Source organism: Streptococcus mutans (assembly GCF_006739205.1).
GTDB classification, from domain to species: Bacteria; Bacillota; Bacilli; order Lactobacillales; family Streptococcaceae; genus Streptococcus; species Streptococcus mutans.
In genome coordinates, this window is sequence record NZ_AP019720.1 from 734,953 (window position 1) to 755,419 (window position 20,467).

Sequence of the window (20,467 nt, forward strand, 5' to 3'; positions counted from 1 at the left end):
AAACGCTTACAGTAAAGCAAATAAAAAAGCACCGAATCGGTGCGCACTTTTTCAAGTTGTGTACGGACTGGATTAAAAATCACTGCCTTATTTTAACTTGCTGTGTTGTTTCGAATGATTCCAACACAATTATTGTATAATACTTATTGCTTTTTTGCAAGGACATTTTTTCAAAGGAGACATTTATGAAAAAACCTTACTCTATTGGACTTGATATTGGAACCAATTCTGTTGGTTGGGCTGTTGTGACAGATGACTACAAGGTTCCTGCTAAGAAGATGAAGGTTCTGGGAAATACAGATAAAAGTCATATCAAGAAAAATTTGCTTGGCGCTTTATTATTTGATAGCGGGAATACTGCAGCAGATAGACGTTTAAAGCGTACAGCTCGCCGTCGTTATACACGTCGTAGAAATCGTATTTTATATTTGCAAGAGATTTTTGCAGAAGAAATGAGCAAGGTAGATGATAGTTTCTTTCATCGTTTAGAGGATTCTTTTCTTGTTACTGAGGATAAACGAGGAGAGCGCCATCCCATTTTTGGGAATCTTGAAGAAGAAGTTAAGTATCATGAAAATTTTCCAACCATTTATCATTTGCGGCAATATCTTGCGGATAATCCAGAAAAGGTTGATTTGCGTTTAGTTTATTTGGCTTTGGCACATATAATTAAGTTTAGAGGCCATTTTTTAATTGAAGGAAAGTTTGATACACGCAATAATGATGTACAAAGACTGTTTCAAGAATTTTTAGCAGTCTATGATAATACTTTTGAGAATAGTTCGCTTCAGGAGCAAAATGTTCAAGTTGAGGAAATTCTGACTGATAAAATCAGTAAGTCTGCTAAGAAAGATAGAGTTTTGAAACTTTTTCCTAATGAAAAGTCTAATGGCCGCTTTGCAGAATTTCTAAAACTAATTGTTGGTAATCAAGCTGATTTTAAAAAGCATTTTGAATTAGAAGAGAAAGCACCATTGCAATTTTCTAAAGATACTTATGAAGAAGAGTTAGAAGTACTATTAGCTCAAATTGGAGATAATTACGCAGAGCTCTTTTTATCAGCAAAGAAACTGTATGATAGTATCCTTTTATCAGGGATTTTAACAGTTACTGATGTTAGTACCAAAGCGCCTTTATCTGCTTCGATGATTCAGCGATATAATGAACATCAGATGGATTTAGCTCAGCTTAAACAATTCATTCGTCAGAAATTATCAGATAAATATAACGAAGTTTTTTCTGATGTTTCAAAAGACGGCTATGCGGGTTATATTGATGGGAAAACAAATCAAGAAGCTTTTTATAAATACCTTAAAGGTCTATTAAATAAGATTGAGGGAAGTGGCTATTTCCTTGATAAAATTGAGCGTGAAGATTTTCTAAGAAAGCAACGTACCTTTGACAATGGCTCTATTCCACATCAGATTCATCTTCAAGAAATGCGTGCTATCATTCGTAGACAGGCTGAATTTTATCCGTTTTTAGCAGACAATCAAGATAGGATTGAGAAAATATTGACTTTCCGTATTCCCTACTATGTTGGTCCATTAGCGCGCGGAAAAAGTGATTTTGCTTGGTTAAGTCGGAAATCGGCTGATAAAATTACACCATGGAATTTTGATGAAATCGTTGATAAAGAATCCTCTGCAGAAGCTTTTATCAATCGTATGACAAATTATGATTTGTACTTGCCAAATCAAAAAGTTCTTCCTAAACATAGTTTATTATACGAAAAATTTACTGTTTACAATGAATTAACAAAGGTTAAATATAAAACAGAGCAAGGAAAAACAGCATTTTTTGATGCCAATATGAAGCAAGAAATCTTTGATGGCGTATTTAAGGTTTATCGAAAAGTAACTAAAGATAAATTAATGGATTTCCTTGAAAAAGAATTTGATGAATTTCGTATTGTTGATTTAACAGGTCTGGATAAAGAAAATAAAGTATTTAACGCTTCTTATGGAACTTATCATGATTTGTGTAAAATTTTAGATAAAGATTTTCTCGATAATTCAAAGAATGAAAAGATTTTAGAAGATATTGTGTTGACCTTAACGTTATTTGAAGATAGAGAAATGATTAGAAAACGTCTAGAAAATTACAGTGATTTATTGACCAAAGAACAAGTGAAAAAGCTGGAAAGACGTCATTATACTGGTTGGGGAAGATTATCAGCTGAGTTAATTCATGGTATTCGCAATAAAGAAAGCAGAAAAACAATTCTTGATTATCTCATTGATGATGGCAATAGCAATCGGAACTTTATGCAACTGATTAACGATGATGCTCTTTCTTTCAAAGAAGAGATTGCTAAGGCACAAGTTATTGGAGAAACAGACAATCTAAATCAAGTTGTTAGTGATATTGCTGGCAGCCCTGCTATTAAAAAAGGAATTTTACAAAGCTTGAAGATTGTTGATGAGCTTGTCAAAATTATGGGACATCAACCTGAAAATATCGTCGTGGAGATGGCGCGTGAAAACCAGTTTACCAAACAGGGACGGCGAAATTCACAGCAACGTTTGAAAGGTTTGACAGATTCTATTAAAGAATTTGGAAGTCAAATTCTTAAAGAACATCCGGTTGAGAATTCACAGTTACAAAATGATAGATTGTTTCTATATTATTTACAAAACGGCAGAGATATGTATACTGGAGAAGAATTGGATATTGATTATCTAAGCCAGTATGATATAGACCATATTATCCCGCAAGCTTTTATCAAGGATAATTCTATTGATAATAGAGTATTGACTAGCTCAAAGGAAAATCGTGGAAAATCGGATGATGTACCAAGTAAAGATGTTGTTCGTAAAATGAAATCCTATTGGAGTAAGCTACTTTCGGCAAAGCTTATTACACAACGTAAATTTGATAATTTGACAAAAGCTGAACGAGGTGGATTGACCGACGATGATAAAGCTGGATTCATCAAGCGTCAATTAGTAGAAACACGACAAATTACCAAACATGTAGCACGTATTCTGGATGAACGATTTTATACAGAAACAGATGAAAACAACAAGAAAATTCGTCAAGTAAAAATTGTGACCTTGAAATCAAATCTTGTTTCCAATTTCCGTAAAGAGTTTGAACTCTACAAAGTGCGTGAAATTAATGACTATCATCATGCACATGATGCCTATCTCAATGCTGTAATTGGAAAGGCTTTACTAGGTGTTTACCCACAATTGGAACCTGAATTTGTTTATGGGGATTATCCTCATTTTCATGGACATAAAGAAAATAAAGCAACTGCTAAGAAATTTTTCTATTCAAATATTATGAACTTCTTTAAAAAAGATGATGTCCGTACTGATAAAAATGGTGAAATTATCTGGAAAAAAGATGAGCATATTTCTAATATTAAAAAAGTGCTTTCTTATCCACAAGTTAATATTGTTAAGAAAGTAGAGGAGCAAACGGGAGGATTTTCTAAAGAATCTATCTTGCCGAAAGGTAATTCTGACAAGCTTATTCCTCGAAAAACGAAGAAATTTTATTGGGATACCAAGAAATATGGAGGATTTGATAGCCCGATTGTTGCTTATTCTATTTTAGTTATTGCTGATATTGAAAAAGGTAAGTCTAAAAAATTGAAAACAGTCAAAGCCTTAGTTGGTGTCACTATTATGGAAAAGATGACTTTTGAAAGGGATCCAGTTGCTTTTCTTGAGCGAAAAGGCTATCGAAATGTTCAAGAAGAAAATATTATAAAGTTACCAAAATATAGTTTATTTAAACTAGAAAACGGACGAAAAAGGCTATTGGCAAGTGCTAGGGAACTTCAAAAGGGAAATGAAATCGTTTTGCCAAATCATTTAGGAACCTTGCTTTATCACGCTAAAAATATTCATAAAGTTGATGAACCAAAGCATTTGGACTATGTTGATAAACATAAAGATGAATTTAAGGAGTTGCTAGATGTTGTGTCAAATTTTTCTAAAAAATATACTTTAGCAGAAGGAAATTTAGAAAAAATCAAAGAATTATATGCACAAAATAATGGTGAAGATCTTAAAGAATTAGCAAGTTCATTTATCAACTTATTAACATTTACTGCTATAGGAGCACCGGCTACTTTTAAATTCTTTGATAAAAATATTGATCGAAAACGATATACTTCAACTACTGAAATTCTCAACGCCACCCTCATCCACCAATCCATCACCGGTCTTTACGAAACGCGGATTGATCTCAGTAAGTTAGGAGGAGACTAATGGGCTGGCGGACAGTGGTTGTTAATACGCATTCCAAGTTGTCTTATAAGAACAACCACTTGATTTTTAAAGATACTTATCAGACAGAGATGATTCATCTGTCTGAGATTGACATCTTATTACTTGAGACAACAGATATTGTTTTGTCAACTATGCTAGTCAAGCGTTTGGTTGATGAGAATATTTTGCTCATTTTTTGTGATGATAAACGTTTGCCAACAGCTATGCTCATGCCTTACTATGCGCGACATGATTCCAGTTTGCAGCTAAACAATCAGATTTCTTGGGCAGAAGAGGTAAAGTGTGATGTTTGGACAACAATCATCGCTCAAAAGATTTTGAATCAGTCATGTTATTTGGGAGAATGTTCTTATTTTGAAAAATCTCAGTCAATTATGGATTTATATCATGACTTAGAGCCTTTTGACCCTAGTAATCGAGAAGGACATTCTGCGCGGATTTATTTCAATACCTTATTTGGAAATGATTTTTTCAGAGAACAAGATAATGATATTAATGCAGGTCTTGACTATGGTTATACGCTGCTGTTAAGTATGTTTGCGCGTGAAGTGGTTGTATCTGGCTGTATGACACAATTTGGTCTCAAGCATGCCAACCAATTCAATCAGTTTAACTTTGCCAGTGATATTATGGAGCCTTTTCGTCCAATTGTTGACCGTATTGTTTATGAAAATCGAAATAACTCTTTTATTAAAATAAAACGTGAGCTATTCAGCATGTTTTCAGACACCTATCTTTATAATAATAAGGAGATGTATTTGACAAATATTGTCAGCGATTATACCAAAAAGGTAATCAAGGCGCTGAATAATGATGGGAAAGGAGTTCCTGAGTTTAGGATATGAGTTACCGATATATGCGAATGATTTTAATGTTTGATATGCCAACAGATACTGCTGAGGAACGCAAAGCTTATCGTAAATTTCGGAAATTTTTACTGAGCGAAGGTTTCATCATGCATCAGTTTTCAGTATACAGCAAGCTGCTTTTGAATAACTCTGCCAATACAGCCATGATTGCCCGCTTGAAGGAGAATAATCCAAAGAAGGGCAATATCACCTTGTTGACCGTGACTGAAAAGCAGTTTGCCCGTATGATTTACCTGAATGGTGAGCGTGATACTAGCATTGCTAATTCGGATTCACGACTGGTCTTTCTAGGGGAGGCTTTTCCTGATGAAACTTAATTTTCCTATATTGGATGAACCAATAACTCTTGAAAAATCTACGATTTTGGTATTAGAAGATGTGCAAGTTTTTGCTCAAATGGTGAGAAATCTTTATCAATATGATGAAGATAGTGAACTTAAATTTTTTAATAGAAAATTTAAGAGTCTGAAACCATCTGAGTTAATGCTTGTGACAGATATTTTAGGTTATGATGTCAATGCCCCGTCCTTGCTGAAGTTGGTTCACGCTGATTTAGAAAATCAGTTTAATGAAAAACCAGAGGTTAAGTCTATGGTTGAAAAACTGGCAAATACCATTACGGAATTAATTGCTTATGAATGTTTAGAAAATGAATTGGACTTAGAATATGATGAGATTACTATTTTAGAGTTAATCAAAGCTTTAGGCGTCAAAATTGAAACACAAAGTGATACCATTTTTGAAAAAATGTTTGAAGTCCTTCAAGTTTATAAGTATCTAAATAAAAAGAAGCTTCTCGTTTTTATCAATACTTTATCCTATTTTAAAAGAGAAGAAATCGCGCAAATTCTAGAATATATTCACTTATCCGATATGGTTGTTTTATTTCTTGAACCCCGTAAAATTGATGGTTTTGCTCAATATATTTTAGATGAAGATTATTTCTTGATAACAGAAAGCAACAACTAAATACGAATAATAAGATAGTTTCTAAATCAGGGGCTATCTTCTATTATGAATTGACAAATGCGTATAATGCGTATAAAATAAAAGGAGAAATGTTATTTGCCATTAACAGGGAAAGAATTAGCTAGATTAGCGATAAACAATGGATGGGAAGAAGTTCGGGTGAGAGGAAGTCATCATCATTTCAAGAAAGATGGAGTACCTTATATTGTGACGATTCCCATTCATGGAAATAAAGTGCTTAAAATTGGTCTTGAAAAGAAACTCTTAAGGGATTTAAATTTATTATGATAGAGGAGGAAGTTGTCATGTTAAAATCATATCCTGCAATTTTTCATAAGGAAGAGGAAGGGTATTGGGTTGAATTTCCTGAATTTGGCGGTGGTACGCAAGGGGAAGATTTGGAAGAAGCCATGAAGAACGCTCGTCAGATGTTAGAAAGTGTATTGGCCTCCTATCTAGATGAGGGAATGAAACTGCCTAATCCAAGTGAGATAAGGAAACTATCTGTTGAAGATGGCTTTGCAACTATGATTCAAGCAGATCCTAATCCTTATCTCAAAAATAACAAAGCTATTCGAAAGAATGTTACCGTACCTGAGTGGCTAGTACAATTAGCAGATCGTGATCAAGTGAATTATTCTGAAGTATTAACAAAGGCTTTGGAAAAGAAACTACAATTATAAAACAATAAAATCGCTAGAAAGATTGATTTCTAGCGATTTTTGAGGTATAATATAAGCAATCAAAACCTTTTAAAAAGGAATTATTTGAAGCTGAATTCTAGCTGAGATGAATGGCGCGATTACGAAATGTCGTGACGAAAATTGGTCCACGAGGTTTTAGAGCTGTGTTGTTTCGAATGGTTCCAAAACGAAAAGCCAGCTCAAGACGATAATCTTGAGGTTTTAGAGCTGTGTTGTTTCGAATGGTTCCAAAACCTGTTAATTCAAACTCATGTAACACAGGCTGTTTTAGAGCTGTGTTGTTTCGAATGGTTCCAAAATCGGCATATATAATCCGTAAAGGCGGCACATGTTTTAGAGCCATGTTAGTTACTGATTTACTAAAACGCATTATGCGAAAGATTTTTAAATAAGCAAAAGACACTTGAAGCAATAATTCAAGTGTCTTTTATGGGACTTTCTTTAATTTTTAGGTAATGACCGTTCCGATGACTTCAATTGTATCATCTTCTTTTAAAATGATGTCATCATAATCTGGATTTAATGAGATGAGTCGAATTTCTTTGTTTTTTCGGTAGAGTTTTTTGACATATGCCTCATTATTTACAATAACAACGATAATTTGTCCGTGATGGATAGCTTTAGTCTTTTTAACAAAAATAACGTCACCGTTGTAAAATAAAGGTTCCATACTATTACCATTGACAGTAAGAGCAATATCATGTTCTGGAATTGGTATTGGGTATTTAATGGTTTCTTGTTTTTCATGTCCAACCCAGATACCAGTACCAGCTGAAACTTCACCATAAATCTGAATGTTTTCGTATTGACGTCCAAAGGTTTGATACAAATCCTTAGCTTTTATCACATTATCCCAATGAATAATTGTCTGATCGTTTAATTCTTTGGCAATAAAAGAATCAACAACCTTTTGATACTGCGTATGATTTGATTTGTCAGCAACTTTATCATCAGTCGTTTCATCACTGGCAGATAAGCTTGCTGTTTCATCTTGTTCCTTTGATTGTTGGTAACAGAAATCTAAGACTTTTATCTGTCTCTTCATTTCTAATTGTTTGGCAATATGATTAATTTTATCAAGAGTAGAAGAGTCCTTTTTACTTGCAAATCTAGGGTCAATATCGGATTTTTGGAGACCAAAGTAATCTGCGATTTTTTGAATATTCCCTATTTTTGGCAAACTCTTTCCTTTAACATATTCATTAAGACTACTTGTAGGAATGTTAAGGATAGTGGCTAAGTGAGATTGTTTCATTCCGCTCTCAGCTAGAAGTCTTTGAAGATTGGCAGAAATAGCCTTCATTGCTTCTAAATCTTGTGGAGTTAATTTACCGCGTCCCATGCTTCACCTTCCTTAAAGTAAAATCATTTAATTACATAATATCGCTTTCATCTATAAATGTAAATAGAAAAATAGTTTTTAAGAAAAAAATACTTGACTTCCGTTTTAAAACGAATTATAATATTCTTATTAAAAATAGCTTTCATAAAGGTAAAATTTTAACTACAATATAATCTTCACCTTATTAATTTCAAAATCTTAAAATCTGTGGTGGTTAAGATGATTGATTAGGTTCCCTTTTTCTTAATTAATCTGCCTTTTGAAATTAAAAGTATTTCATATGAATAATACTGCTATTTTTAGGTAATGATTCCTATGCAGTTTGTATGGGAATCAAATGGTAAGTTGAAAGGGGATGCAGAAGTGGAGAAGTTGACATTGCGAGCTCTCAGAGTGAATTATAGTTTAAGTCCCAAAGAGGTGGCTGATTGTCTAGGAATCCCTCAACACACTCTGCTAAGCTATGAAGAAGATAGTTCTGAAATTCCCATTCAACTGGCCAATGATTTGGCCAATTACTATGATATCAGTTTAGACTCTATTTTTTTTGGTAAAAATTCCGATTTAAAACAGAAATTCAAAAATAAGAATAATAGATAAGAGAAAGCACTTTGGTTTCAATTGGAACTATTTTAAGTGAAAATTTGTAATAAAAAAGACATTATTTTTTAATTTATGAGTCTTATTCTTTGAAAAAATGTCTTTTTATTGTTATAATTAAAATTGTATTCTTATGAATTAATAATATAAAGGAAGGTTTTTATGAAATCGAAAACTGCTAAAATTACTTTGCTAAGCAGCCTTGCTTTGGCGGCTTTTGGAGCAACGAATGTTTTTGCAGATGAAGCATCAACTCAATTAAATTCTGATACTGTTGCAGCACCTACTGCTGATACACAAGCATCAGAACCGGCTGCAACAGAAAAAGAACAGTCTCCTGTTGTAGCTGTTGTCGAAAGTCACACACAAGGAAATACAACAACGACAACGTCTCAAGTTACTTCTAAAGAATTGGAAGATGCTAAGGCTAATGCTAATCAGGAAGGTTTAGAAGTCACTGAAACTGAAGCTCAAAAACAGCCTTCGGTAGAAGCTGCAGATGCAGATAACAAAGCACAGGCACAAACAATTAATACAGCGGTAGCTGATTATCAAAAGGCAAAAGCTGAATTTCCTCAAAAACAAGAACAATATAATAAAGATTTTGAAAAGTATCAGTCTGATGTCAAGGAGTATGAAGCTCAAAAGGCAGCTTACGAGCAATATAAAAAAGAAGTTGCACAAGGTTTGGCATCTGGGCGTGTTGAAAAAGCCCAAGGACTTGTGTTTATTAATGAACCTGAGGCAAAACTTTCTATTGAGGGTGTTAATCAGTACCTAACAAAAGAAGCACGTCAAAAACATGCAACTGAAGATATTCTTCAGCAATATAATACTGATAATTATACAGCTTCTGATTTTACCCAAGCAAATCCATATGATCCAAAAGAAGATACTTGGTTCAAAATGAAAGTGGGAGATCAGATTTCAGTTACCTACGATAATATCGTTAATTCAAAATATAATGATAAAAAGATTAGTAAGGTAAAGATTAATTATACTCTCAATAGTTCAACGAATAATGAAGGCAGTGCACTGGTCAATTTGTTCCATGATCCAACTAAGACAATTTTCATTGGTGCACAGACATCTAATGCTGGCAGAAATGATAAAATCAGTGTGACGATGCAAATTATTTTTTATGATGAAAATGGCAATGAAATCGATTTAAGCGGCAATAATGCCATTATGAGTCTCTCATCGTTAAATCATTGGACGACTAAGTATGGCGATCATGTGGAAAAAGTAAACCTTGGGGATAATGAATTCGTTAAAATACCGGGCTCATCTGTTGACTTACATGGAAATGAAATCTATTCGGCTAAGGACAACCAATATAAAGCTAATGGTGCAACCTTTAATGGTGATGGAGCAGATGGCTGGGATGCTGTCAATGCTGATGGAACGCCACGTGCTGCGACGGCTTATTATGGTGCAGGTGCTATGACTTACAAGGGAGAACCCTTCACCTTTACTGTTGGTGGTAATGATCAAAACTTACCAACAACCATTTGGTTTGCGACTAATTCAGCTGTAGCTGTGCCTAAAGATCCGGGAGCTAAACCAACACCGCCAGAAAAACCAGAGTTGAAAAAACTTACTGTGACTTGGCATAAAAATCTTGTTGTTGAAACTAAAACTGAGGAAGTTCCTCCAGTGACACCACCAACAACTCCTGATGAACCAACGCCAGAAAAACCAAAAACACCAGAGGATCCTCAATCACCTGTCGTAGCTAAGTCAGTAAGCTTTAGAACGGCAAGAAAAGGAGAAATGCGTGTTAGAGAGCGTGATTATCAACCGACTCTTCCACATACTGGGGCTGCTAAACAAAATGGTTTAGCTACTCTTGGTGTTATTTCAACTGCATTTGCTGCGGCTACTTTGATTGCAGCTAGAAAAAAAGAAAACTAGAGTGTTAATTTCTATAAAAAGAGGTTGGGACAAAAAAGTGTTCCGCCCTTTTTATTGTATAGTAGTTGATTAGATTAGACTCAAGCCTTTAATAGTCTACTGAACTGTTAAAGGCTTGAGCAGCAGTTCTTGTTAATACCTAGTCAATTTTGCGGAGGTGGGACAGCAGAATTGAAATCACAATTTCATTACGATCTACCGATTTTTATTCCGCTCTTTGTGGTTTTTGTGATGGGTAAGTTCACTATAAGTATTATGGAGATTTTGAGTTCACCAAAAAGATCCTATGATTTTATAGTGAGGTTAAATGGGCTATCGTTGTTTGATATGCAAAATATAGGAATTTTCAATAATAATTGAAAAATATTAGTAGGTGAAGCTAGAGGAAAGTATTATGACAGATCAAGAATTAGAACATTTGATAGTGACTGAACTTGAAAGTAAAAGATTAGATTTCACTTATTCTAAAGATATAACAGAATTTTTTGATGAAGCATTTCCTGAATATGATCAGAACTACTAATGATTTATAAAATGATTTATAAGATATGCTCATTGCTTTTTCAATCTTGTAGGATTAAGGTTATAAGTCAAAGTGTGAGAATTTCAATTAATTACTGCGTCAAACTGCTAAGTCTGATAGATTTAAAAGAGACTGGATTTTTGTCTTAGAACGACTGTTAGATAATATAAAGACAGGATAAGGTTATGGTAAGCCCCTGTCTTTTTTGTTATAATAAAGCTACTGATTAATTTTAACAAGGATAAAAAATGACTATAGAACAACTTAAAAATCGTCAGGAGAAAATTCGTAATTTCTCTATTATTGCCCATATAGACCATGGGAAGTCAACGCTGGCAGATCGTATTTTGGAACAGACAGAAACTGTTTCTAGCAGAGAAATGCAAGCTCAGCTTTTGGACAGCATGGACTTAGAACGTGAGCGTGGTATTACCATTAAATTAAATGCGATTGAGCTTAATTATAAGGCTAAAAATGGTGAAACTTATATTTTTCACTTGATTGACACGCCAGGACATGTTGACTTTACTTATGAAGTGTCACGTTCTTTGGCAGCCTGTGAAGGTGCCATTTTGGTGGTAGATGCTGCACAAGGTATTGAAGCGCAGACCTTAGCCAATGTTTATTTGGCTTTAGATAATGATCTGGAAATTTTACCTGTTATCAATAAAATTGACTTGCCAGCAGCTGATCCTGAACGTGTGCGCACTGAGATTGAAGATGTCATTGGACTGGATGCTAGTGAAGCTGTTTTGGCTTCCGCCAAAGCAGGCATCGGAATTGAAGAGATTTTGGAGCAAATTGTGGAAAAAGTACCAGCTCCAAAGGGGGATGTTGAAGCCCCACTCAAAGCTCTTATTTTTGATTCTGTCTATGATGCTTATCGCGGCGTTATTCTGCAAATTCGGGTCATGGATGGTATGGTCAAACCCGGAGATAAAATTGAACTCATGAGCAATGGCAAGACTTTTGACGTGACAGAAGTAGGAATTTTCACTCCTAAGGCTGTTAATCGTGACTTTTTGGCAACGGGTGATGTAGGTTATTTAGCTGCTTCAATCAAGACAGTGGCAGACACTCGTGTTGGTGATACAGTGACTCTGGCGGACTGCCCTGCCGAAGCACCTTTGCATGGTTATAAGCAGTTGAATCCCATGGTTTTTGCAGGAATTTATCCTATTGATTCCAGCAAATATAATGACATGCGTGAAGCCCTAGAGAAATTACAGCTTAATGATGCCAGTCTTCACTTTGAACCTGAGACTTCTCAAGCCCTTGGCTTTGGTTTTCGTTGTGGCTTCTTAGGTCTTTTGCATATGGATGTCATTCAAGAGCGATTGGAGCGTGAGTTTAATATTGATCTCATTATGACAGCGCCATCTGTAGTTTACCATGTTTATACCACAGATGGGGAGAGGCTTGAGGTTTCTAATCCATCTGAATTTCCTGATCCAACTAAGGTTGATAGTATTGAGGAACCTTACGTTAAAGCCCAGATTATGGTGCCGCAAGAGTATGTGGGAGCTGTCATGGAATTATCACAACGTAAGCGCGGCGACTTTGTGACTATGGATTATATTGATAATAACCGAGTCAATGTTATTTACCAAATCCCTTTGGCTGAAATTGTTTTTGATTTTTTTGATAAACTAAAATCCTCTACCCGTGGTTATGCTAGTTTTGATTATGATATTTCTGAGTATCGCAAGTCTAAGCTGGTAAAAATGGATATTTTGCTCAATGGTGATAAAGTTGATGCGCTTAGCTTCATTGTCCATAAAGAGTTTGCCTATGAAAGGGGGAAATTAATTGTTGAAAAGTTGAAGAAGATCATTCCGCGGCAACAATTCGAAGTTCCCATTCAAGCAGCGATCGGTCAAAAAATTGTGGCGCGTTCCGATATTAAGGCCTTGCGGAAAAATGTTCTTGCTAAATGTTATGGCGGAGATGTTTCCAGAAAGCGTAAACTTTTGGAAAAACAAAAGGCTGGTAAAAAGCGGATGAAATCAATTGGTTCAGTTGAGGTCCCTCAGGAAGCCTTTCTCAGCGTTCTGTCCATGGATGATGACGATAAGAAAAAATAGTTTTTAATAGTGGCAGCAGGAGATTGCAATGGCAGCACTTAATAAAGAAATGGTTAATACTTTGCTTGGTCCGATTTATACTTGTCACAGAGAGGGTAATCCCTGTCTTGTCTTCTTAAGCGGTGCTGGTTTTTTCAGTACGGCTGACAATTTTGCTAATATTATTGACAAATTGCCTGATAGCATTGGCATATTAACCATAGATGCCCCCAATAGTGGCTACAGTCCTGTTAGTAATCAAGTGAATGTTGGACTCAGAGATTGGGTCAATGCTATTTTAATGATTTTTGAACACTTTAAATTCCAATCGTATCTTTTATGTGTTCATAGCATTGGCGGTTTTGCAGCTTTGCAAATAATGAATCAATCATCAAAGGCTTGTTTAGGCTTTATTGGGCTGGAACCAACGACTGCTATGATTTATCGTGCGGGTTTTTCTTCGGATCTTTATCCTCAATTGGCCCTGCGGCGGCAAAAATTAAAAACAGCAGCTGATAGGCTTAACTACCTTAAAGATCTTAGTCGTTCTCATTTTTCTTCTCAACAGTTTAAGCAGTTGTGGCGGGGCTATGATTATTGTCAGAGACGATTAAATGATGTCCAGTCTTTGCCTGATTTTAAAATAAGGCTTGCTTTAGGAGAAGAGGATTTTAAAACTGTTATTTCTGAAAAAGTTCCTTCTATTGTTTTTTCGGAGTCTTTTCGTGAGAAAGAATATTTAGAATCTGAATACCTAAATAAGCATACACAGACAAAACTTATTCTCTGTGGTCAGCATCATTATTTGCACTGGTCAGAAACAAATTCCATTTTAGAAAAAGCTGAACAACTGCTGTCAAATCATGAAAAGTTGTAAAAAATAGAAGAGGTAGAAGCTAGACAGCTGCTTTTTGATACTAAGTTTCAAAAGATATAAAAGAAAAAGGAGACTTCTATGTCTATTAGATTGGCACAAGTTACAGATATTCCTGTTCTGAAAGAGCTTTTAAATCAGATTTTTCAGGTTCATCAAACGGTTCGCCCAGATCTCTTTAAGAATACAGACAAGGGAAGTAAATATTCTGAAACAGAATTGAAGGAACTTTTACAAGATGAGTCAAAACCTATTTTTGTCTATACGGATGGTAAAAATAGAGTCCTAGGGCATTTATTTTTGGTTATAAAGGAGACTGAGGGATCTTCGGTATCAAAACCCTTGAAAACTCTTTTTATTGATGATTTATGTGTATCAAAAGAAGCCAGAGGACAAAAGATTGGTCAGGAGCTTTTTGAATTTGCCTTAAAGTATGCGAAAAAATTGGGCTGCTATGATCTTACTCTTAATGTCTGGAACGACAATAAAGGAGCCTTGGCTTTTTATGAACGTCAAGGATTAAAAGCCAGAGAAACGAAAATGGAGAAAATTCTTTAAAAAACCTTTAAAGCACTATTTTTTTCATGAAAAATTGTGTAAAATAAGAAGAGTAGAATAAGAAGATGGAGGGATTCTCATGCCAAGACGTCGTGCTAGCCGTAGGAAATCAAAAAAGAAGGCTGTTTTTAGTATTTTATTAACGGGTATTACTCTTATTATTATTGGTTTAGCCGTTTATTTTATTTCAGCCTATTTTACAAATACAAAGAAAACAGCAAATAAAGAAAAGACACAGACACATATTGTTAATCCTAAGAAGGATCCAGAAGAAAAGAAGGAAGCAGATTCCTCTTCAAAAGCAACATCTAAGTTTGATTTAACAACTATTGCTACAGGAGATTACAGTTCAGCTGCGGGAACTTGGCAAAATGAACTGGGCGATCAGCTTAAGTTTAATGCAAGTGGTCTTGAAAGTGCCACTATCCAAAATGCAACGGATTTCACCATTTCATCTGGACAGGCAACAAATGATGGCCTGTATCAAGCAACTTTGACTTCAGCAGATAGTACAGTGGTTTATAATTTGCTCTTTGTTAAAGGCGGGACAGCAATACCTGAAAATTACTTTACGACAGGTTATAGTGATACCTCAGATACTTCTCGTGATCGTCTTTATATCAGCTCGCAAACGACTTTTGGCAGCGATGATTTCAGCAAGGGAATTTTCTATAAATCTGAAAATTAAGCAATATAAAAAAGTGAGGAAATGAAATCTCACTTTTTTGTGTTTTTAGGTTTAATTGAAAAAATCAGGACATGTTCAAAGAGGAATTGTCAGTCACTTGCCTCTTTTGACCAATCATTTGCTTGATTCCCAATAGAATATAGCCAAAGAGTAAGTACAGTAGTGCAATAACCAAGGCATTGATTAACACTTGCTGTGCTCCGTATTTATTCATATTAATGAAAAAATATGGGAAGGGACTATCAGCAGTACCAGGGATTGGCCATTTTAAGAGAAGTCCATTGATAAGCGCAAAACCAAAGTAAAGTAAGGGAAGACAGGTCCAGATAATAGGGTCAAACCAACGATATATTTTGCGACGATCACAAATCAAGGTATCAAAAATAGTACTAAGAGGAACAATGTAATGAACAAGGAAATTGCGAATAGTGTAGTAATCGTAAGATCTTACCTTAGGTGCTAATAAAAAATGATAGACCATAAAAGTAATCATAATTGTCATGGTTACACCACCCTTGAGGCGTAAGAGCTTAGGATTGGAATTGATAGAACCGTTACGCTTTTCTTTAATGACAAGATAGGTCAGAAAACTAAAGACAATGACATTTGAAAGAGTTGTATAATAAAGGAGCATTCCCCAACCGGATTGTTTGATTTGAATGCTGACGCCGATAAGACCTAAAAGGGCAATCAGACTTCTGAAAGCTTGTGTTTTGGACATGATAAACCTTTCTAAGGGACAAAACCTTTATTATCATACCATATTTTCATTGACCTGTAAGTAAAAACTTTGTAAAATGAAGACCTTAAAGCAATTGTAGAAATGAGACGATGTGACAGAATTTTCTAAAAAATTTAAAATAAGCAGCTAGAACATAATGTGCATTTCACTCTCTTAAACTCCTAGAACCTGCTCACTAGCTATAATTAACATGAATGGGAACGTGTTTTTTGAGTTTTTCTTTTATCTTAAAATAACAGCGTTTACATAAAAATGATATAATAATGAAGAATAATACTTTATTTGGGAGGAATTAATATGGTTACACGCCAACATTTTTCAGAAGATTCAATGCGTAAAAACAATTCTTATTTTTCAGCATTAAAAGCTACTATTGAAACTGCTTTTTACGAAAATCATGTGGTGCCTTTGAAGGAGTTGGCAGAAGCTTATCGGTTAGCTGCAAAATCTCCTAACACTATTGTTTTAGATACACCCGTTGCTCATGCTGAGGATCTAGGTCTTCCGAAAGATGCAAAAATTTTATTGGAAAATTCAGGCGGAATTGTTGGACGTACTGCCAAGGCTCGTCGAATTTTTGGACAGGATAGTAAAGAAGACGCAAAAATTCTTCAAATTATTCGTGAAGCCATTTTTCAGGCTAGGCATCGTACTTTTTATCGCGCAGATGCAGTTGTAGGGCTTGATGAAGCTTTTATGTTACGTGCTCATCTAATGGTACCACAAGATGATATTAATAATCTCTACTCTTGGCTTAATAATTTTCAAGTTCTTAATGATACTTATCGTGAGCGTTTAAAGAAATCAAAACGCTATGAAGAGACTGATATTTATATTTTTTCTGATCCAGAGTGGAGTCATCCTGATTATCCAGATGGTTTGGTTTATTTTGATACCAATCACAATTGTGCTGCTATTCTGGGACTCCATTATTTTGGAGAATTAAAAAAAGCAACCTTGACTTTGGCTTGGGGAACAGCTAATCGTAATAAATATGTTGCCTGTCATGGTGGTTTGAAAATTTTTGAAAAAGAAGGACAAAAACCTTATGTGGCCTCCTTTTTTGGCCTATCTGGTTCTGGCAAGTCAACTCTCACACATGCTAAACATAATGGGAAATATCGGATAGATGTCTTGCATGATGACGCTTTTGTTATTTCTGAAGAGGACGGCTCAACAATTGCCCTAGAGCCTGCTTATTTTGATAAGACAAATGACTACCCAGCTGGTCATCGCGAACAGAAGTATTTTGTAGCGGTTCAAAATTGCGGTGCGGCTTTGGATAAGGAAGGGCATCTTCGCCTTGTTACTGAGGATATCAGAAATGGAAATGGCCGGACCATTAAGTCTCGTTTTTCAACACCTAACCGTGTGGATCGTATTAATCACCCTATTCAGTCCATTTTTTGGATAATGAAGGATGATTCTTTACCACCTCTTATTAGGGTTACCGACCCTATTATGGCTTCAATTATGGGGTGTACTTTGGTTACGACGCGATCAACGGCTGAAAATACGACTGACAGTTTAGATGCGTTAATTATTGAACCTTATGCTAATCCTTTCCGTGTCTATCCATTGGTGGAAGATTATATTAAGTTTCAACATTTATTTGAATCAGGAGTAAACTGTTATATTATCAATACAGGTTCTTATTTGGGACAAGATATTCCTAAAGAGACTACGTTGGATGTTATTGAACAAGTGGTTGATGGTACTGCAAAATTTGAGTCTTTTGGTTCCGTTAAAGGTTTTGAGTACCTTTCTTCTTCTCACTATAAGATTCCTAATTTTGATAAGGCTTATGTCAAAATTATCCGCCAACGGATGAAAATCCGATTGCAATATTTGGAAGCTTTTAATCGAAAAAATCCTAAATTGTCTTTGCCTGATGAAGCAATCTCACATTTGAAAGATGTCTTGGCTAATTTAGGTTAGTTAGTATTGCTATTAAGCTTACTCGTAAATCTATTTCTCTTCTATTGATTGCCTTCTTTTTTGCTCGTTAGTCTTTGTCGAGCCGCTAACAGCAGCCGTTCCCCTTACTGCTTAAGAAAAGTGATAAAAAATAGGCGGCTTTTGAACAAATCTATCAAAAAAATGAAAACAGAGCAATCACCAACTCTGTTTTCATTTTTTATGTAAAATCTGATTTTTAAGATAGACTTCTGAAACGTGTGCAAATTTTTTCAGTTTTTTAAGTTCTTCAGGATGACTAATAAAGGTAACAACAATACCATTTTTTCCCATGCGTCCTGTTCGTCCGGCACGGTGATTGTATGCATCTTTATCTCTTGGTAAATCAAAGTTGACAACTGTTTCGAGAAGCTCAATATCAATGCCGCGCGCTACTAAATCTGTTGCCAGCAATAGAGAGATTTCATGATTTTTGAATTTTTCTAAAATGACTTTGCGGAATTTAATATTAACATCACTGGCAAGTGAAACAGCAGAAGCACCGCTAAATTGTAGACGCTCTTCATTGGCTCCTAAGTCTGACAGCCTGTTAAAGAAAACAAGTCCCCTAAAGTTAGGAATGTTAGAAAATTTACGCAGCAATTCTCCACGTTCACGCTTAGCAACAGTGATATAATAATGAGAAATGGTGTCTACCGTTTGTTTTGATAAGTCAATCTCAAGGGTATCATCAGTCAAAAATGTTCTATCAATGCTATTTGTTGCACTCATATAAATCATCTGATGGTCACGAGGAACACGTTTCACAATATTTTCAACAAAGTGAATTTGAGATTTACCAAGTAAGTCATCAAATTCATCTAGAACAATTGTATTAACGTTCATCATCTTAATCTTTTTGAGTTTCACAAGGTCAAAGACACGCCCAGATGTGCCAATGATAATTTCTGGTCCTTTTTTTAAACGTTCAATTTGTCGTTTTTGACTGGAACCTGATAAAAAAAGCTGAGCTGTTAAATTAAGAGGTTGAGCCCATTCCTTGGTAACTTCAAAGATCTGTCCAGCTAACTCGGTATTAGGAGCTAGAATGAGCAATTGTTGAGCTTTTTTAGGTGTGAGAGTGAGTAAACTAGGCCAAAGATAGGCTAAGGTCTTACCACTACCAGTGGGGCTGATACCAAGAAGACTCTTACCATTTTTAATAGGGTCAAAAGCAGCTTCTTGAATGGTCGTAAATGCTGAAAAATGTTTTTGGCTGAGTTTATCTTGCCAAACGCTTGGAAATTGTGTTTTCATTTTTTGTCTGCCTCAAATACAATACCGGCACTTTGACGCATCTGATAGAGAATTTGACTAGCCGTTTTAGTATCCTCTAACCAAGTCTGGTAAATGACCTCATTTTTATTGTTCATCATTTCAGCAAAGTGCTTTGCTTCTTCCAACATGAGGTGTTCAATGTCAGGAAGGGCTAATTTTTCGCGGCTACCATCATGTTTTTGGAAAATAGCAGAGCTGATTCCTTGAATATGATTCAGTCGGAGAGTTCCCTCACTGGTATAAATTTCAGCGTATTCTAAGGTGTTGTAATTCTTTCCTGCCCTAATGGAAACATGAAAATCAGGATAAATCAGATTGCCATTGCCGTTCAAATCAATGGTGTTTTCCAATTGTGTCGCTGTGTAGTTGACACTTTTAGGCTTTCCAAAAAGTTTGATAGCAGCGTAAATAGGATAAATTCCCAAATCAACTAAAGCTCCTCCTGAAAACTTATCTGAAAAAACATTGGGCAGCTTGCCTGCCAGTAAATCCTTCATTTTTGAAGAATACTTAGCATAGGAAAAGTCAGCCCCGATAACTGTTTTGTGGGATAGGAATTCCTTAATAAGAAGGAGAGATTCTTCATGATAATTACGAGCAGCTTCAAAAAAGAACAGTTGTTTTTCTTCTGCCGAGTGGACAATATTGCTTAACTCCTCTGGAGTTGAGAAAGCCGGCTTTTCAACAATAATATGCTTTCCAGCTTCTAATGCTAATTTGGCGTGTTCAAAATGAAGGGCATTTGGGCTGGCAATATAAAGAACATCAAAAGCATCGTTAAAAAAGTCATCTAGCATATCATAGCAGGCAATATTTTGATAACGTGCAGAAAAAGCTTCTGCTGTTTCTAATTTTCGTGAATAAACCGCTGTTAATTGATAGTGCTGGCTGAGCTGAGCTGCTTCAATAAACTGATGCGAAATGGATCCTGTCCCAATAATACCAAGTTTGAGCATAGGTCGCCTCCGAATCTTTAGATTTTTATTTCATTATATCATGATTTAGTGTAAAATAAATAAGAATATAGTTTTTAACAATAAGAAAGGAAATTTAAAGATAAAGAGCTTTAGCTTTAAAGTAGGTCAAGCTGCCTGATTATTTTTATCAATCCTTTAGACATTAGGATTTTTAGCAAGAGCTGTT

General features: G+C 35.3%; 20 protein-coding genes. 15 read left to right on the forward strand and 5 right to left on the reverse strand.

Features of this window, described 5'->3' with window-relative positions; genetic code table 11:
• Positions 1-185 precede the first annotated feature (185 nt).
• The 6 genes from cas9 to FNL60_RS03930 all read left to right on the forward strand — a co-directional run bounded on the left by cas9 (position 186) and on the right by FNL60_RS03930 (position 6,765).
• Positions 186-4,223, forward strand: a complete 4,038-nt coding sequence (gene cas9 / locus FNL60_RS03905; protein ID WP_002280230.1) for a type II CRISPR RNA-guided endonuclease Cas9 — start codon at positions 186-188, stop codon at positions 4,221-4,223.
• Positions 4,223-5,089 (forward strand): type II CRISPR-associated endonuclease Cas1, encoded by an 867-nt coding sequence (gene cas1 / locus FNL60_RS03910; RefSeq protein ID WP_002280231.1) that lies wholly within the window; start codon positions 4,223-4,225, stop codon positions 5,087-5,089. Before cas9 ends, cas1 begins: the two co-directional genes overlap by 1 nt.
• Positions 5,086-5,430: a CRISPR-associated endonuclease Cas2 gene (gene cas2 / locus FNL60_RS03915; protein WP_002263547.1), complete on the forward strand. Its 345-nt coding sequence runs from the start codon at positions 5,086-5,088 to the stop codon at positions 5,428-5,430. Before cas1 ends, cas2 begins: the two co-directional genes overlap by 4 nt.
• On the forward strand, positions 5,420-6,082 hold the full coding sequence (csn2, locus tag FNL60_RS03920) for a type II-A CRISPR-associated protein Csn2 (protein ID WP_002263546.1): 663 nt from the start codon (positions 5,420-5,422) through the stop codon (positions 6,080-6,082). Before cas2 ends, csn2 begins: the two co-directional genes overlap by 11 nt.
• 96 nt (positions 6,083-6,178) lie before the next feature.
• Positions 6,179-6,370, forward strand: coding sequence for a type II toxin-antitoxin system HicA family toxin (locus FNL60_RS03925; RefSeq protein ID WP_002265423.1), 192 nt, complete (start codon positions 6,179-6,181; stop codon positions 6,368-6,370).
• Between the two features lie 17 nt (positions 6,371-6,387).
• Entirely contained in the window at positions 6,388-6,765 is a 378-nt protein-coding gene (locus tag FNL60_RS03930) for a type II toxin-antitoxin system HicB family antitoxin (protein WP_002269450.1), read from the forward strand.
• 97 nt (positions 6,766-6,862) lie between these two features.
• Here FNL60_RS03930 and FNL60_RS03935 read toward each other — a convergent pair whose 3' ends face one another.
• The gene (locus tag FNL60_RS03935) at positions 6,863-7,156 is read right to left on the reverse strand and encodes a hypothetical protein (RefSeq protein ID WP_142366348.1); all 294 of its coding nucleotides are present in this window, start codon (positions 7,154-7,156) and stop codon (positions 6,863-6,865) included.
• Between the two features lie 78 nt (positions 7,157-7,234).
• Positions 7,235-8,128: a LexA family transcriptional regulator IrvR gene (gene irvR / locus FNL60_RS03940; RefSeq protein WP_002272311.1), complete on the reverse strand. Its 894-nt coding sequence runs from the start codon at positions 8,126-8,128 to the stop codon at positions 7,235-7,237.
• Between the two features lie 315 nt (positions 8,129-8,443).
• Between irvR and FNL60_RS03945 the strand changes: the two genes are divergently transcribed.
• The 8 genes from FNL60_RS03945 (at position 8,444) to FNL60_RS03980 (ending at position 15,348) form a co-directional block, all read left to right on the forward strand.
• Positions 8,444-8,728, forward strand: a complete 285-nt coding sequence (locus FNL60_RS03945; protein WP_002262720.1) for a helix-turn-helix transcriptional regulator — start codon at positions 8,444-8,446, stop codon at positions 8,726-8,728.
• Between the two features lie 162 nt (positions 8,729-8,890).
• Positions 8,891-10,642: a glucan-binding protein GbpC gene (gene gbpC / locus FNL60_RS03950; protein WP_002279994.1), complete on the forward strand. Its 1,752-nt coding sequence runs from the start codon at positions 8,891-8,893 to the stop codon at positions 10,640-10,642.
• Between the two features lie 129 nt (positions 10,643-10,771).
• Positions 10,772-11,002, forward strand: coding sequence for a hypothetical protein (locus FNL60_RS10460; RefSeq protein WP_018110186.1), 231 nt, complete (start codon positions 10,772-10,774; stop codon positions 11,000-11,002).
• A 34-nt stretch (positions 11,003-11,036) separates the two neighbouring features.
• A complete protein-coding gene (locus FNL60_RS10550; RefSeq protein WP_002262718.1) occupies positions 11,037-11,165 on the forward strand; it encodes a hypothetical protein in 129 nt (42 codons plus the stop codon).
• A 248-nt stretch (positions 11,166-11,413) separates the two neighbouring features.
• A complete protein-coding gene (gene lepA / locus FNL60_RS03965; protein ID WP_002262717.1) occupies positions 11,414-13,249 on the forward strand; it encodes a translation elongation factor 4 in 1,836 nt (611 codons plus the stop codon).
• Between the two features lie 28 nt (positions 13,250-13,277).
• Entirely contained in the window at positions 13,278-14,105 is an 828-nt protein-coding gene (locus FNL60_RS03970) for an alpha/beta fold hydrolase (protein WP_002279995.1), read from the forward strand.
• Between the two features lie 78 nt (positions 14,106-14,183).
• The gene (locus FNL60_RS03975) at positions 14,184-14,660 is read left to right on the forward strand and encodes a GNAT family N-acetyltransferase (protein WP_002268969.1); all 477 of its coding nucleotides are present in this window, start codon (positions 14,184-14,186) and stop codon (positions 14,658-14,660) included.
• A gap of 79 nt (positions 14,661-14,739) precedes the next feature.
• On the forward strand, positions 14,740-15,348 hold the full coding sequence (locus FNL60_RS03980; protein WP_002270553.1) for a DUF6287 domain-containing protein: 609 nt from the start codon (positions 14,740-14,742) through the stop codon (positions 15,346-15,348).
• A 64-nt stretch (positions 15,349-15,412) separates the two neighbouring features.
• On the opposite strand, the gene FNL60_RS03985 is transcribed toward FNL60_RS03980, so the two are convergent.
• Positions 15,413-16,069, reverse strand: coding sequence for a Pr6Pr family membrane protein (locus FNL60_RS03985; RefSeq protein ID WP_002269623.1), 657 nt, complete (start codon positions 16,067-16,069; stop codon positions 15,413-15,415).
• A gap of 318 nt (positions 16,070-16,387) precedes the next feature.
• Between FNL60_RS03985 and FNL60_RS03990 the strand changes: the two genes are divergently transcribed.
• The gene (locus FNL60_RS03990) at positions 16,388-18,028 is read left to right on the forward strand and encodes a phosphoenolpyruvate carboxykinase (ATP) (RefSeq protein WP_002264337.1); all 1,641 of its coding nucleotides are present in this window, start codon (positions 16,388-16,390) and stop codon (positions 18,026-18,028) included.
• 192 nt (positions 18,029-18,220) lie between these two features.
• On the opposite strand, the gene FNL60_RS03995 is transcribed toward FNL60_RS03990, so the two are convergent.
• Both FNL60_RS03995 and FNL60_RS04000 read right to left on the reverse strand, forming a co-directional pair.
• Positions 18,221-19,303, reverse strand: coding sequence for a DEAD/DEAH box helicase (locus FNL60_RS03995; RefSeq protein WP_002279996.1), 1,083 nt, complete (start codon positions 19,301-19,303; stop codon positions 18,221-18,223).
• On the reverse strand, positions 19,300-20,280 hold the full coding sequence (locus tag FNL60_RS04000) for a Gfo/Idh/MocA family protein (protein ID WP_002279997.1): 981 nt from the start codon (positions 20,278-20,280) through the stop codon (positions 19,300-19,302). Before FNL60_RS04000 ends, FNL60_RS03995 begins: the two co-directional genes overlap by 4 nt.
• Positions 20,281-20,467 lie beyond the last annotated feature (187 nt).